The sequence below is a fragment of the Cellulomonas algicola genome (assembly GCF_003851725.1).
In the GTDB taxonomy this organism is placed as follows: domain Bacteria; phylum Actinomycetota; class Actinomycetes; order Actinomycetales; family Cellulomonadaceae; genus Cellulomonas; species Cellulomonas algicola.
The window spans coordinates 1-13930 of record NZ_BHYL01000256.1; the positions used below are offsets into that span (position 1 = coordinate 1).

A 13930-nucleotide genomic window follows, 5' to 3' on the forward strand; every position below is an offset into this window, starting at 1 on the left:
GCGGCACCCCGAGCGACACCGGCGCCGGCGTGCCGCCCCCGCCGCGCCGTGTCCACGACCTGCGCCGACGTCGGCCCGGACGTGCCCCGCGGCGCCCCGGCCGGACCGGGCGCCGACGCGGGCGGGGACGACGACGCCCCGTCCGGCTGAGGCAGCGGCCGGACGGGGCGTCAGGGTCGAGCAGGGCGGCGGTCCGCCCACCAGGGGGAGGAGGGCTGGACGGACCGCCGCGCCGGAGGTCAGGCCTCCTGCTGCTCGGTGCGGCGGTGACGGACGTCCTCCAGCGACGTGCCGTAGTAGGCCGCGGTCATGAGGTCCTTCATGTCGTCGATCATCGGCATCCGCGGGTTGGCGGGAGCGCACTGGTCCTCGTAGGCGCCCATGGCGACCTCGTCGAGACGCGACATGAACTCCTGCTCGGCGACGCCCTGCGCCTGGAAGGACGACGGGATGCCGACCTTGGAGCGCAGCGCCTCGACGGCGAGCGCGTAGGACTCGACGCCCTCGGCCGGGGTGGCCGCCGGCAGGCCGAGCATCTGCGCGATCTGCTGGAACCGCTCCGGGGCGACGTAGTGCTCGTACTTCGGCCAGCTCGTGAGCTTGGTCGGGACGGTGCCGTTGTAGCGGATGACGTGCGGCAGGAGCGTGGCGTTCGTGCGGCCGTGCACCAGGTGGTACGTCGAGCCGACGACGTGCGCCATGGCGTGCACGATCCCGAGGAACGCGTTGCCGAAGCTCATGCCGGCGATGGTGCCCGCGTTGTGCATCTTCTCCCGCGCGTCCCGCGTGGCCGGGTCGGCCGGGTCGCCGTTCACCGACATCGCGAGGTTGTCGAAGATGAGGCGGATCGCCTGCAGCGCCATGCCGTCGGTGAAGTCGTTCGCGTAGACGGACACGTACGCCTCGGTCGCGTGCGTCAGGGCGTCGAAGCCCGAGTCCGCCGCGAGCGACGGGGGCATCTTGGCCGTGAGCACCGGGTCGATGATCGCGACCGACGGGGTCAGCGCGTAGTCGGCCAGCGGGTACTTCTTGCCCGCGTCGGGGTCGGAGATGACCGCGAACGGCGTGACCTCGGCACCCGTGCCCGACGTCGTCGGGATGCAGACGAGCTGCGCGAGCTCGCCGAGCGTCGGGAACTTGAAGGCGCGCTTGCGGACGTCGAAGAACTTCTGCTTGAGGTCGGAGAAGTTGATCTCCGGGTGCTCGTACAGCAGCCACATGACCTTCGCGGCGTCCATGGGCGAGCCACCGCCGAGCGCGATGATCGTGTCCGGGCGGAAGTGGCGCATCTGCGCCGCGCCGTTCTGCACGGTGCGGACCGACGGCTCGGGCTCGACCTGGTCGATGATCTGCAGCGCGACCTTGCTGTGCCGGCGGTTCAGGACGTCGATGATCTTGTCGACGAAGCCCAGGGTGGTCATGGTCGCGTCGGTGACGATCGTGACGCGCTCGACGTCGGGCATGTCCTGCAGGTAGCGGATCGCGTTCGGCTCGAAGTACGTCTTCGCCGGGACCTTGAACCACTGCAGGTTGTTGTTGCGCCGGCCGACGCGCTTGACGTTGATGAGGTTCACCGCCGAGACGTTGTTCGAGACCGAGTTGTGGCCGTAGGAGCCGCAGCCCAGCGTGAGCGAGGGGATGAACGCGTTGTAGATGTCGCCGATGCCGCCGAGCGACGAGGGCGCGTTCGCGATGACGCGGACGGCCTTGACGCGGCTGCCGAACTCCTCGGTGAGCGCGTCGTCGCGGGTGTGGATCGCGGCCGAGTGGCCGAGACCGTCGAACTCGACCATCTGCTCGGCGAGCGCGATGCCCTGCTCGGTCGTGGTCGCGCGCAGCACCGCGAGGACGGGCGCGAGCTTCTCTCGCGTCAGGGGCTCCTGGGGGCCGACGCTCCCGACCTCGGCGAGGATGATCGACGTGTCCGCGGGGACGGTGAAGCCGGCCTGCTCGGCGATCCACTGCGGGGACTTGCCGACGACCGTCGGGTTGAGCTTCGCGTCGCCGCAGTTCGTGCCCTGCGCGTCGACGCCGAAGATGAACTGCTCGAGCATGGTCTTCTCGGCCGGCGTCGCCAGGTAGGCGTGCAGGACGGCGAACTCCGCCATCGCGGCGTCGTAGATCTCGTCGTCCAGGATGACGGCCTGCTCGGACGCGCAGATCATGCCGTTGTCGAACGCCTTGGAGAGCACGACGTCGTTCACGGCGCGCTTCAGCTTGGCGGTCTTCTCGATGTAGGCGGGGACGTTGCCCGCGCCGACGCCGAGGGCCGGCTTGCCGCACGAGTACGCGGCGCGGACCATCGCGTTGCCGCCGGTCGCGAGGATCAGGCTCACGCCCGGGTGGTTCATGAGCGTGTTGGTCGCCGCGATCGACGGCGTCTCGACCCACTGGATGCAGTGCTCGGGGGCACCGGCCGCCACGGCCGCGTCGCGCACGATCCTGGCCGCCTCGACCGACGAGCGCTGCGCGCCCGGGTGGAACGCGAAGATGATCGGGTTGCGGGTCTTGAGCGAGATCAGCGACTTGAAGATCGCCGTCGACGTCGGGTTGGTCACCGGCGTGACGCCGCAGACGACGCCCACCGGCTCCGCGATCTCGGTGATGCCGCGCAGCTCGTCGCGGGCGATGACGCCGACCGTCTTGAGGTCCGCCATGGAGTTCGTGACGTGCTCGCACGCGAAGATGTTCTTCACGGCCTTGTCCTCGAACACGCCGCGCCCGGTCTCCTCGACCGCGAGCTTCGCGAGCTGCCCGTGCTGGTCGAGCGCCGCGACGGAGCCCTTCTTGACGAAGCGGTCCACGTCCTCCTGCGTGAAGCGCGCGTACTCGGCGAGCGCCTTCGTCGCGTTGGCGACGAGCTGGTCGATCGCGGTCGCGACCTGGTCCTCGGGGAGCGCAGGTGCGGCGGGCGCGGCCGCGGCGGGCGCGGTCGCGACGGCCTTCTTGGCCTTGGTCGTGCGGGTGGTGCCGGACTCGGTGACAGTCACCGTGTGCTCCCCTGGTCGGTGCCCGGGGTGTGTCTCCGGGCGGTTGCTGGAGTCGTCGCCGTTGACGTCTTCGACGCTAGGGGGACCAGTCATCGGATGACTGAGCCGAAGGTCCTGAGGTGGCGCCAGGACCCCGTGGGGTACGAAACCGCAGGTGAGGGACCCGGGACCTGGGTCCCGGGTGGCGGGGGTCGCGCGGCCCGCGGGCTGGTCAGAGCAGGCCGACGAGGCCCAGCGCGAGGCCGAGGGCGGCGCACACGGCGAGCGTGCGGAGCACCGACCACCGCAGGGCGAAGACGAGCACGCCGCCCACGACGGCGATCGCGAGCGACCACGGCTGGAGCGTGCCGACGTCGGGGACGTCGAGCCGCAGCGGCCCCCAGGTGGTCGGCGTGGACTCCGCGAACAGGGTGTGCGTCGTGAAGTACAGCGCGAGGTTCGCGATGACCCCGACGACCGCGGCGGTCACGGCCGTGAGGGCGGCGCCGAGCGCGCGGTTGCTGCGCAGCCGCTCGACGTAGGGCGCGCCGAGGAAGATGAAGAGGAACGACGGCACGAACGTCACCCACGTCACGAGCAGCGCGCCGACGACCGCCGCGGCCCAGGGATCCAGGTCGCCCGGGGCGCGGTAGGCGGCGAGGAACGCGACGAACTGCACGACCATGATGAGCGGGCCGGGGGTCGTCTCGGCCAGCGCCAGGCCGCGCGTCATCTCGCCCGGGGTGACCCACCCGTACGTCTCGACCGCGCGCTGCGCGACGTACGCGAGCACGGCGTACGCGCCGCCGAACGTCACGACCGCGGTGCCGGAGAAGAACGTGCCGAGGTGCGTGAGCGTGCTGTCCCGGCCGGTGATCGCGATCACCGCCAGCACCGGGAGGGCCCAGACAGCCAGGCCGATCGCCAGGACGCGTGCGGTGCGCCGCCCGGAGGGGCGTTCGGCGTGCAGGGCGTCGTCGGGGATGAGCGGGGTGCGGCTCTCGGGGTCGGCCTCGGCCCGGGGCGTCGGTGGGTCGATCTGGTGCGGCGCGACGCGGTGGAGCAGCCAACCGGTCAGCCCAGCGGCCAGCACGACCAGCGGGAACGGCACGGCGAACAGCGCGAGCGCGACGAACGAGCCGACCGCGAGCGCGACGAGCGCGGGGCTCGTGAGCGCGCGCCGCCCGACGCGGACCACCGCCTGCGCGACGATCGCGAGCACGGCGGGGGCGAGGCCCGCGAACACCGCGCCGACGACCGTGGTGTCGCCGAACGCGACGTAGATCGCGGCGAGCGCGAGGAGCGCGAGCATCCCGGGCAGCACGAACAGCCCGCCCGCGACGATCCCGCCGCGCGTCCCGTTGAGCAGCCAGCCGGTGTAGACCGCGAGCTGCTGCGCCTCGGGACCGGGCAGGAGCATGCAGTAGTTGAGCGCGTGCAGGAAGCGGCGCTGCCCGATCCAGCCCAGCTCGTCGACGAGCGTCCGCTGCATCACCGCGATCTGGCCGGCGGGGCCGCCGAAGGTCTGCCACGAGATCGCGAACCAGGCGTGCACGGCGGTCCGGAACGGGATGACGTCCCGGGGTGTCGCGACCGGCGTCGGGGTCGTGGCGTCGTCCACCCGACGAGTATCGCCGCCCCGCTGGGCGCGCCGGGTCGCGTCTCGGCGTGGCACCACCGGGGTGGGGTGGCGCCACGCCGAGCGGGCGTCCGTCGCAGGTCAGCGACGCACGACGAGGTGCTGCGCGTACGCCGGGACCGTGAGGAACGTCGGGAAGTCGTCGCCGAGCGCGACCTCCTCGACGAGGGCCGCGGCGTCGTCGAACCGGTCGTCCGCGGTGCGGGGGAGCCCGGCCAGCACGTCGGCCAGGACGGACCGCACGTGCTCCGCGGTGATCGTCGTCCCCGCGTCGGTGACGACGCCGTGGTGCACCCACTGCCACACCTGCGAGCGGGAGATCTCGGCGGTGGCCGCGTCCTCCATGAGCCCGTCGATCGCGACCGCGCCGGTCCCGCGCAGCCACGCCTCGAGGTAGCGGACGGCGACGGACAGGTTGGTCCGCAGGCCCGCGTCGGTGACCGCGCCCGGCTCGGTGCCCCCGGCGGAGGCCACGTCGAGCAGCGCGGCGGCGTCGGGGGTGACGTCGGGGCGCTGCACGTCGCGCTGGTCCGGGCGGTCGCCGAGCGTCGCGTCGAACACCTCGCGCGCGACGGGCACGAGGTCGGGGTGCGCGACCCAGGTGCCGTCGAACCCCTGCCCGGCCTCGCGCTGCTTGTCGGCGCGGACCTGCGCGAACGCGCGCTCGTTGGCCTCGGGGTCGCGCCGGTTCGGGACGAACGCGCTCATGCCGCCGATCGCCTGCGCCCCGCGCCGGTGGCACGTCGCGACGAGCAGGTCCGCGTACGCCTGCATGAACGGCACCGTCATCGTCACGCGCGACCGGTCCGGCAGCACCCAGCGGCGGCCGCGCGACCGGAACGTCTTGACGATGCTGAAGATGTAGTCCCAGCGGCCCGCGTTCAGCCCCGCGCAGTGGTCGCGCAGCTCGTAGAGGATCTCCTCCATCTCGAACGCGGCCGTGATCGTCTCGATGAGGACGGTCGCCCGGATGGTGCCGTGCCGCAGGCCCAGGTACGCCTCGGTGAACCGGAAGACGTCGTCCCACAGCCGGGCCTCGAGGTGGCTCTCGATCTTGGGCAGGTAGAGGTACGGGCCGCGACCGGAGTCGATGAGCGCGTGCGCGTTGTGGAACAGGTACAGCCCGGCGTCGACGAGCGACGCGGACGCCCCGTACCGCTGACCGGCGCGGTCGACGTGCTCGACGTGCTTCTCGGCGAGGTGCCAGCCGCGCGGGCGGAAGACGATCGTCGGCGTCTGCTCGCCGACGCGGTACTCCTTGCCCTCGGGCGAGGTGAAGTCGGCGTCGCCGCGGATGGCGTCGAACAGCCTGTGCTGCGCGCCCACGACGTTCTCCCACGTCGGGCTCGTCGCGTCCTCCAGGTCCGCCAGCCAGACGCGCGCACCCGAGTTGAGCGCGTTGACGGTCGTCTTGCGGTCGCACGGGCCGGTGATCTCGACGCGCCGGTCCTCCAGGCCCGGGCCGGGCCCGGCGACGCGCCACGACCGGTCGGCACGGATGCCCGCGGTCAGCGGCAGGAAGCCCGGGTCGGCGCCGTTGGCGATGCGGTCGCGGCGGAGCTGGCGCTCGCGGAGCAGCAGCGTGCGGCGCGTGCCGAACACGGTGTGCAGGTCGGCGACGAAGTCGAGCGCCTCGGGCGTGAGGATCTCCGCCGTACCGGGGACCGGCGGGCCGACCACGTCGAGGTGCGGCTGGATCACGGGACCGGTGAGCGGGGCGCGGGCGGGGGTCAGGACGGTCATGAGGCACCTCCGGGTGCGGGCCGACGTGCGCGCGGGGCGCGTCGCGGCGGCGGTCGTGCGGTCAGTGGGTGAACTGGGCCGTCTCGGTGGAGCCGGCGAGCGCGAGCGTCGAGGCGTCGGGCGAGATCGCGGTGGCGACCCGGTCGAAGTACCCCGTGCCGACCTCGCGCTGGTGGCGGGTCGCGGTGTAGCCGTCGGCCTCGGCGGCGATCTCCGCCTGCTGCAGGTCGACGTAGGCGGACATGCCCCGCTGCGCGTAGCCGCGGGCCAGGTCGAACATCGAGTGGTTGAGCGCGTGGAAGCCGGCCAGCGTGACGAACTGGAACGCGTACCCGTACCCGGCGAGCTCGCGCTGGAAGCGCGCGATCTGCGCGTCGTCGAGGTGGCGGCGCCAGTGGAACGACGGCGAGCAGTTGTACGCCAGCAGCTTGCCGGGGTGCTTCTCGTGGATGCGCTCGGCGAACTCGATCGCGAGGTCCAGGTCGGGCGTCGACGTCTCGACCCACAGCAGGTCGGCGAACGGCGCGTAGGCGTCGGCGCGGGCGACGACCGCGTCGAGACCCGGCTCGACCCGGTGGTAGCCCTCGGCGGTCCGCTCGCCCGTGAGGAACGCGTGGTCGCGCTCGTCGGCGTCGCTGGTCAGCAGGTCCGCGCCCAGCGCGTCGGTGCGGGCGACGATCACCGTCGGGACGTCGGCGACGTCCGCGGCGAGCCGGGCCGCCGAGAGCGTGCGCACGTGCTGCGCGGTCGGGACGAGGACCTTGCCGCCCAGGTGGCCGCACTTCTTCTCCGCGGCGAGCTGGTCCTCCCAGTGCACGCCCGCGGCGCCGGCCGCGATCATCGCGTGCATGAGCTCGTAGGCGTTGAGCGGCCCCCCGAACCCGGCCTCCGCGTCCGCGACCACCGGCACGAGCCAGTCGCGGGACGCCCGCCCGTGCTCGGCGACCTCGACCTGGTCGGCCCGCAGGAGCGCGTTGTTGATGCGCCGCACGACGGCCGGCACCGAGTTGGCGGGGTAGAGGCTCTGGTCGGGGTACGTCTGACCGGAGAGGTTCGCGTCGGCGGCGACCTGCCAGCCCGACAGGTAGATCGCCTCGAGGCCCGCGCGGACCTGCTGCACTGCCTGGTTGCCCGTGAGCGCGCCGAGCGCGGGCACGTGCGTGCGCTGGTGCAGGAGCTGCCACAGCCGCTGCGCGCCGCGCCGGGCCAGCGTGTGCTCCTCGCCGACCGACCCGCGCAGCGCGACGACGTCCTGCGCGGAGTGGGTCCGACGGACCCCGGCCCAGCGCGGGTCGGTCGCCCAGACGCCGGCCAGGTCGGCCGCGGACTGCGTCCGGTCGCCGGGAAGCGTCGTGGTGGTGGGGGCGGGGTCGGTGGCGGTGCTCATCGGTGACCTCCCGGTCCGGTCGTGACGGCCGCGCCGGTGCGGGCCGTCTGGTGCGGGCGGTCGACCGGAGGCTCCGGTTCCGCCCGCACCTCCACCGTGGTCGCTCCGAGCCTGTGCGGGCCCGTCCGGCGAACGTGAAGTTCCGGCGTTCTTCCCGGCGACGGAAGGACCGGCGGCGCGGTCCGTCTGCGCGGGTCGCACGGTGCGGCGACGGAAGAAGCCCGCTCCACCTGCGGATGCGGGGCATCAGTTGCCCCATGAGACCGCTTCCAGGGTCGGAAGGATCAGGTTCCTTCTCCTGGACGGAACCGGTCCGGGCTGGCACCGTTGCTGGGCATGACGACGACGTCGCCCCGCCCCGCGGCACCCCCGCCCCCGTCGTCCGGCGCGCTCGACACCCTCGTCCTGGGCCGCCGGATCCGGCACCTGCGCACCGCGCGCGGCATGACCCTCGACGACCTCGGCCGCGCGATCGGCCGCGCGCCGTCCCAGGTGTCGATGCTCGAGAACGGCCACCGCGAGCCCCGCGTCGGGGTCCTGTCCGCCGTCGCCGACGCGCTCGGCGTGCCCGTCGCGGAGCTCCTGCGGCCCGAGCCCCCGACCCGCCGCGCCGCGCTCGAGGTCGAGCTCGAGCGCACGCAGCGCGGCCCGCTGTTCGCGTCGCTGCAGATCCCCGAGGTCAAGGTCGGCAAGTCGCTGCCGACCGACGCGCTCGACGCGCTCGTCCGGCTCGCGGGCGAGGTGCAGCGCCTGCTCACCGAGAACGCCGCCACCCCGGAGGAGGCGCGCCGCGCGAACGCCGAGCTGCGCGCCCGGATGCGTGCGCAGGACAACTACTTCGCCGAGCTCGAGGCCCACGCGCGCGAGCTGCTCACGGCCGTGGGGCACGCGGGCGGCCCGCTGTCGCAGCGCGCGACCGCCGACATCGCCGCGCACCTGGGCTTCTCGCTGCACCACGTGCCCGACCTGCCGCACTCGACGCGGACCGTGACCGACCTGGCCCACGGCCGGATCTACCTGCCGCAGGCCGGGGCCGGCGTGAGCGACAGCCGGTCGCCGCTGCTGCAGGCGCTCGCGTCCCACGTGCTCGGTCACGCCGAGCCGACGAGCTACGGCGACTTCCTGCGCCAGCGCGTCGAGGCCAACTACATGGCGGCCGCGCTCATGCTCCCCGAGGACGGCGCCGTCGCGTATCTGCAGGCCGCGAAGGCCGAACGGAGGCTGTCGGTCGAGGACCTGCGTGACCAGTTCGCCGTGCCGTACGAGACCGCCGCGCACCGGTTCACCAACCTCGCGACGCGGCACCTCGGCATCCCGGTGCACTTCATGAAGGTCCACGAGGGCGGCACGCTGCACAAGGCGTACGAGAACGACGGCGTCGTCTTCCCGTCCGACCCGCTCGGTGCGATCGAGGGGCAGCCCGTCTGCCGGCACTGGACCGCGCGCGTCGTGTTCACGCTCGCCGACCGCTTCACGCCGTACTACCAGTACACCGACACCTCGTCGGGCACGTACTGGTGCACGTCACGCGTGCAGGCGTCGTCGCAGGGGGCCTTCTCGGTCAGCGTCGGCGTGCCGTTCGCGCACGTGCGCTGGTTCCAGGGGCGGGAGACGACCGAGCGGGCGACGAGCCGCTGCCCCGACCCCACGTGCTGCCGCCGGCCCCCGTCGACGCTCGCCGAGCGGTGGGGCGACCAGGCGCGGCCGTCGGCGCGGCCGCACGCGTCGCTGCTCGCCGCGCTGCCCGTCGGCGCGTACCCGGGCGTGGACACGACGGAGGTGTACGAGTTCCTCGACCGGCACGCGCCCGAGTGACGGCGTCCCCGGCGTGCCGCGCTCAGTCCCGCACGCGCTCGAGCCACGACGACGACAGGCTCTCGTCCTCGAGGTCCAGCTCGCGCATCATGCGCCGCATGACGGTCTCGTCGAGCTCGCCGGAGTCGCGCCGCTGCATGAGCACCTCGCGCTGCGCGGCGATGATCTCGCGGCGGAACCGTTGGGTGCGGCGGCCCTCGGCGGCGCCGGGGAGCCGGCCGTCGCGCGCCTTCCCGACGGGTCCGAGCCCGCGGGCGCTCTCGCGCGCGTCGACGTCGTCGGGCAGCAGGTCGGGCGCGTTCTCGGGGTCGAGCATGACGGCCGCGGCGGCGGCACGACCCCGCCAGCGCGCGGACAGCGCGTCGATCGCCTCGTCCGCCGCCGGCTGCCCGACGACCTTCGCGAGCTCGCCGCGCTTGGACTCGAGCACCTGCTGCACGGCGTCGGCGGTCGCGATGCGGGTCGCGGCCTCCTGCGTGGCGTCCGACGCCGCCTCGTCGTCGGACCCGACCCCGAGGCGGCGGATCACCCACGGCAGTGTGAGGCTCTGCCCGAGGAGCGTGCCGATCGCGACCGTGTAGGCGGCGAGCTGGATCGTCGCCCGGTCGGGGAACGGCCCGCCGTCGATCGTCGCGGGGATGCCCGCGGCGGCCGCGAGCGTGACCACGCCGCGCATCCCCGCCCAGGACACGACGGCCGACTCGCGGACGGTGAGCGCGTCCCGTTCCGGTCGATGGCTTCCGCGCAGGCGCAGGTTGTCGAACCACGCCGTGCCGAAGACGTAGAGCGGGCGCACGAGGACCGCGACGGCGAGCACGGCCAGCGACACGGTGACCGCGTGCCCGAGGCCCTGGTCGGACGCGACGAGGTCGCGGATGATCCACGGGAGCTGGATGCCGATGAGGGCGAACGTGAACGACTCGAGCAGGATGTCGAGCGTCGACCAGATCGGCTCCTCGAACAGCCGCGTGGCGTAGCCGGCGCGGGGCGACGTGTGGCCCAGGTAGAGGCCGGCGGCGACGACCGCGAGGACGCCCGACCCGTGCACGGCCTCGGCCGCCCAGTACGCGCCGAACGGGGTGAGCAGCCCGATCGCCGACGCGACGACGGGGTCGTCCAGGCGCACGCGGATCGCGTGCACGACCCAGCCGATCGCCAGACCGACGCCCACGCCGGCGACGACCGCCACCGCGAAGGTGCCGACCGCGCCGCCGAACGCCCACGCTCCCGTCGCGGCGCCGATGAGCGCGACCTTGTAGAGCGTGAGCGACGTCGCGTCGTTGATGAGGCTCTCGCCCGACAGCAGCGTCATGACGCGGCGGGGGAGCCCGAGCCGCCGTCCGACGGCGGCGGCGGCGACCGCGTCCGGCGGGGCGACCACGGCGCCGAGGACCAGGGCGACCGCGAACGACACCGCGGGCTCGAGCGCCCAGAACACGAGCGCGACGGCGAGCGCGCTGAGCAGGACGAGCCCGACGCCGAGCCGCGTGATCGAGCTGAGCTGCGCGCGGAAGTCGCGGTACGAGCTCGCGAGCGCGGCCGAGTAGAGCAGCGGGGGCAGGACGAACTCGAGCAGGATCTCCGAGTTGATCTCGTACCGCGGCACACCGGGGACCAGCGACACGACGAGCGAGATCGCGACGATGACGAGCGGGGACGGCAGGCCGCGTCGACGGCACGCGGCGGCGACGAGGACGGCGCCCGCGAGCAGCAGGAACACCTCGACGTGATGCATCCGCCGTCCTCCCCGTGACCGACCGTTGCGCCCGACGCTAACGAAGCGGGCCGACCGGCGCGCCCGGTCGCGCAGAGCAGTGGGGTCGGGCGCGGCGGCCGGCGGTCGTGGCCGGAGTGGCACAGGCGAAACGCTTCGACGGTTTACGTCGCGGCCTGCTCGTGGGTCACTGGCCTGGAAAGCCCTTACCCGAAGGAGGGATCAGCAGTGAGTCGTACAACGATCCAGGGGCGACGGCGCCCCTGGCGCACGTTCCTCGCCGGACTCGCCGCGACGGCCGTCGCCGCGACCGTCGGCCTCACCGCCGCGACGACCGCGTCGGCTGCCAGCGTGGACACCGGCGCCTACTACGTGCTGCTCAACCGGCAGAGCGGCAAGGCGGTCGAGGTCGCCAACTGGTCCACCGCCGACGGCGGCGTCGTGCAGCAGTGGACCCGCAACGACGGGAACTGGCAGCAGTGGAGGTTCGTCGACGCCGGGTCCGGCTGGTACAAGCTCCAGAACCGGCACTCCGGCAAGGTCCTCGACCTGTGGGGCTGGAGCACCGCCGACGGCGGCGAGTTCCGGCAGTACAGCGACCTCAACGGCACCAACCAGCAGTTCAAGCTCGGCGACTCCGAGGGCAGCCGCATCCGGCTGATCAACCGGCACAGCGGCAAGGCCGTCACCGTCACCGACCGCTCCACCGCCGACGGCGCGACGATCACCCAGCTCACCGACAACAACCAGTACAACCAGCAGTTCGACCTCGTGAAGGTCGGCTCGGGCGGCGGCACCACCACCCCGCCGCCGTCGAACGGCGGGTCGTTCCCGGCCTGGCCGTCGGCCACCAGCGCCAAGAAGGTGTCGTCGACCATCAGCGTCTCCGGCACGTTCGACGGCGGGTACGTGCGCTACTACGGCATCTCCTCGGGCGACCAGGACGAGTCGCAGCCGCCGATCTTCCAGCTCTCCGACGGCGCCGTCCTCAAGAACGTCATCATCGGCACCGGAGCCGGCGACGGCGTGCACTGCACCGGCACCTGCACGCTGCAGAACGTCTGGTGGGAGGACGTCGGCGAGGACGCCGCGACGCTCAAGGGCTCGTCGTCGTCGCAGGTCATGACCGTCGACGGCGGCGGCGCACGGTCGGCGTCGGACAAGGTGTTCCAGCACAACGGGCCGGGGAAGTTCGTCATCAAGAACTTCCAGGTCTCCGACTTCGGCAAGCTCTACCGCTCGTGCGGGAACTGCTCCAAGCAGTACGCGCGGACCGTCGTCGTCGACAACGTCAAGGTGACCGCGCCGGGCAAGTCGCTGGTCGGCATCAACTCCAACCTCGGCGACAAGGCGACGATCACCAACGTCCAGATCTACAACGACTCGTCGAAGAAGATCGCGATCTGCGAGGAGTACAAGGGCGTGACCTCCGGCGAGCCGTCCAAGATCGGCTCGGGCCCGTCCGCGGCCTGCGGCTACTCGACGTCGTCGATCAGCTACCGGTGACGCGGCACGACTGACACGGCACGACCGACGCGTCACGACCGACGCGTCACGCACCGACCGACGGCCCCGCCCCGCACCGAGGGCGGGGCCGTCGCTCGCGCGCCTCGCGGCGTCAGGGGACGACGACCTCGCCACCGAGCCGGGCGACACCGAGCACGTTCGACGTCACGTCCGTGACGTCGGTCGGCGCGAGCGTGACGAGCGCGTACGCCGTGTACGTGCCGGCGGGCAGGTCGGTCCCCGAGCACGACGCCGCCGCCGTCCACTGGACGGAGATCGAGATCGTCCGGCCCGCGGCGAGCGTCCCCGCGACCGAGGACGTCTCGTCGGACCACCGTCGGGAGTCCGCGACGACGCGTCCCGCCGCGTCGACGAGGACGACGCGCTCGTCGAGCAGCAGCGCCTCCGCGTCGCCCTTCCACCCGTCGTCCCCGGGCCGCCACGTCAGGGTCAGGTCGGCGGAGCGCCCGGCGGCGCCGACCGTCCCCTCCACCTCGAGCGCGCTGTCAGCGTCCGGTACGACGTCGACGTCGGCGTCGCACCAGGGTGCGCGCGCGTTCCCGGCGAGGACCAGCGGCTCGCCCGGGCTGAGTGCGAGCACCTCACCGGAGTCCGGGTCGGCGAGCACGGCCCGCAGCGTGTAGGAGCCGTCGGGCAGCGCGAGGTGGTCGTCCGGGCCGCCGCACGTGACGAGCGCGAGGTGATGCCCGCCGCTGGTCGTGCCGGGCACCATCGACGAGCCGGTGTCGAAGGCGTCGCTCGACGCGGCGACGACGACGCCGTCCCGCTCCGCGACGACGCGCACGGGAGCGGGCATCCGCTGCGAGGTCGTGCTCTCGACCGTGACCCCGACCGGGAGGGACGAGCGGGGGTGCTGCGGGTAGTGGCCGAGGTTCACGCCGAGGTGCCACGGGGACGTGTGCTCGGGCGCGCGCACCTGCCAGCCGCACGTGCCCGGCGCGGCGGCGTCGTCCGCGGCGGGCAGCGTCGACGCGACCTGGTCGGCGGGGAGCGGCGGGGGAGCGGCCGGGTACGTCGGCCCGCCGAGCAGGTCGACGCCGTGGGTCGCCGTGACGACGATCGCCCCCGCGAGGCCCAGCCCGGCGGTGCCCTGGGCGGCGGCCCGGGCGGCGCGGCGTCGCCGGACCCGCCGGTGC

At 73.3% G+C, this 13930-nt stretch carries 8 protein-coding genes; 2 read left to right on the forward strand and 6 right to left on the reverse strand.

Annotated features, from left to right (window positions below; genetic code table 11):
* Positions 1-239: 239 nt before the first annotated feature.
* The 4 genes from adhE to aceA form a co-directional block, all read right to left on the reverse strand.
* Complete coding sequence (gene adhE, locus CTKZ_RS15440; RefSeq protein ID WP_200829774.1) at positions 240-2990, reverse strand: bifunctional acetaldehyde-CoA/alcohol dehydrogenase; 2751 nt, start codon at positions 2988-2990, stop codon at positions 240-242.
* Positions 2991-3201: 211 nt separating this feature from the next.
* Positions 3202-4590, reverse strand: a complete 1389-nt coding sequence (gene chrA, locus CTKZ_RS15445) for a chromate efflux transporter (protein ID WP_124343775.1) — start codon at positions 4588-4590, stop codon at positions 3202-3204.
* 99 nt (positions 4591-4689) lie between these two features.
* Positions 4690-6351: a malate synthase A gene (aceB, locus tag CTKZ_RS15450; RefSeq protein WP_124343776.1), complete on the reverse strand. Its 1662-nt coding sequence runs from the start codon at positions 6349-6351 to the stop codon at positions 4690-4692.
* 61 nt (positions 6352-6412) lie between these two features.
* Complete coding sequence (gene aceA / locus CTKZ_RS15455; RefSeq protein WP_124343777.1) at positions 6413-7738, reverse strand: isocitrate lyase; 1326 nt, start codon at positions 7736-7738, stop codon at positions 6413-6415.
* Positions 7739-8074: 336 nt separating this feature from the next.
* Here aceA and CTKZ_RS15460 point away from each other — a divergent pair, with 336 nt between their 5' ends.
* Positions 8075-9553: a helix-turn-helix transcriptional regulator gene (locus CTKZ_RS15460; protein WP_124343778.1), complete on the forward strand. Its 1479-nt coding sequence runs from the start codon at positions 8075-8077 to the stop codon at positions 9551-9553.
* A gap of 22 nt (positions 9554-9575) precedes the next feature.
* On the opposite strand, the gene CTKZ_RS15465 is transcribed toward CTKZ_RS15460, so the two are convergent.
* Positions 9576-11288 carry a cation:proton antiporter gene (locus CTKZ_RS15465; protein ID WP_124343779.1) on the reverse strand — a complete coding sequence of 571 codons (1713 nt, stop codon included), beginning with the start codon at positions 11286-11288 and terminating at the stop codon, positions 9576-9578.
* A 207-nt stretch (positions 11289-11495) separates the two neighbouring features.
* Here CTKZ_RS15465 and CTKZ_RS15470 point away from each other — a divergent pair, with 207 nt between their 5' ends.
* Positions 11496-12773: a pectate lyase gene (locus tag CTKZ_RS15470; RefSeq protein WP_235843509.1), complete on the forward strand. Its 1278-nt coding sequence runs from the start codon at positions 11496-11498 to the stop codon at positions 12771-12773.
* A 112-nt stretch (positions 12774-12885) separates the two neighbouring features.
* On the opposite strand, the gene CTKZ_RS21670 is transcribed toward CTKZ_RS15470, so the two are convergent.
* On the reverse strand, positions 12886-13930 hold a 1045-nt coding region (locus CTKZ_RS21670), incomplete at its 5' end, for a hypothetical protein (RefSeq protein ID WP_160142915.1).

Bases quoted from the DNA above. Each gene is read 5' to 3' on its own strand.
- aceB (WP_124343776.1), bottom strand. From the start codon at position 6,351: ATGACCGTCCTGACCCCCGCCCGCGCCCCGCTCACCGGTCCCGTGATC.
- aceA (WP_124343777.1), bottom strand. From the start codon at position 7,738: ATGAGCACCGCCACCGACCCCGCCCCCACCACCACGACGCTTCCCGGC.
- CTKZ_RS15460 (WP_124343778.1), top strand. From the start codon at position 8,075: ATGACGACGACGTCGCCCCGCCCCGCGGCACCCCCGCCCCCGTCGTCC.
- CTKZ_RS15465 (WP_124343779.1), bottom strand. From the start codon at position 11,288: ATGCATCACGTCGAGGTGTTCCTGCTGCTCGCGGGCGCCGTCCTCGTC.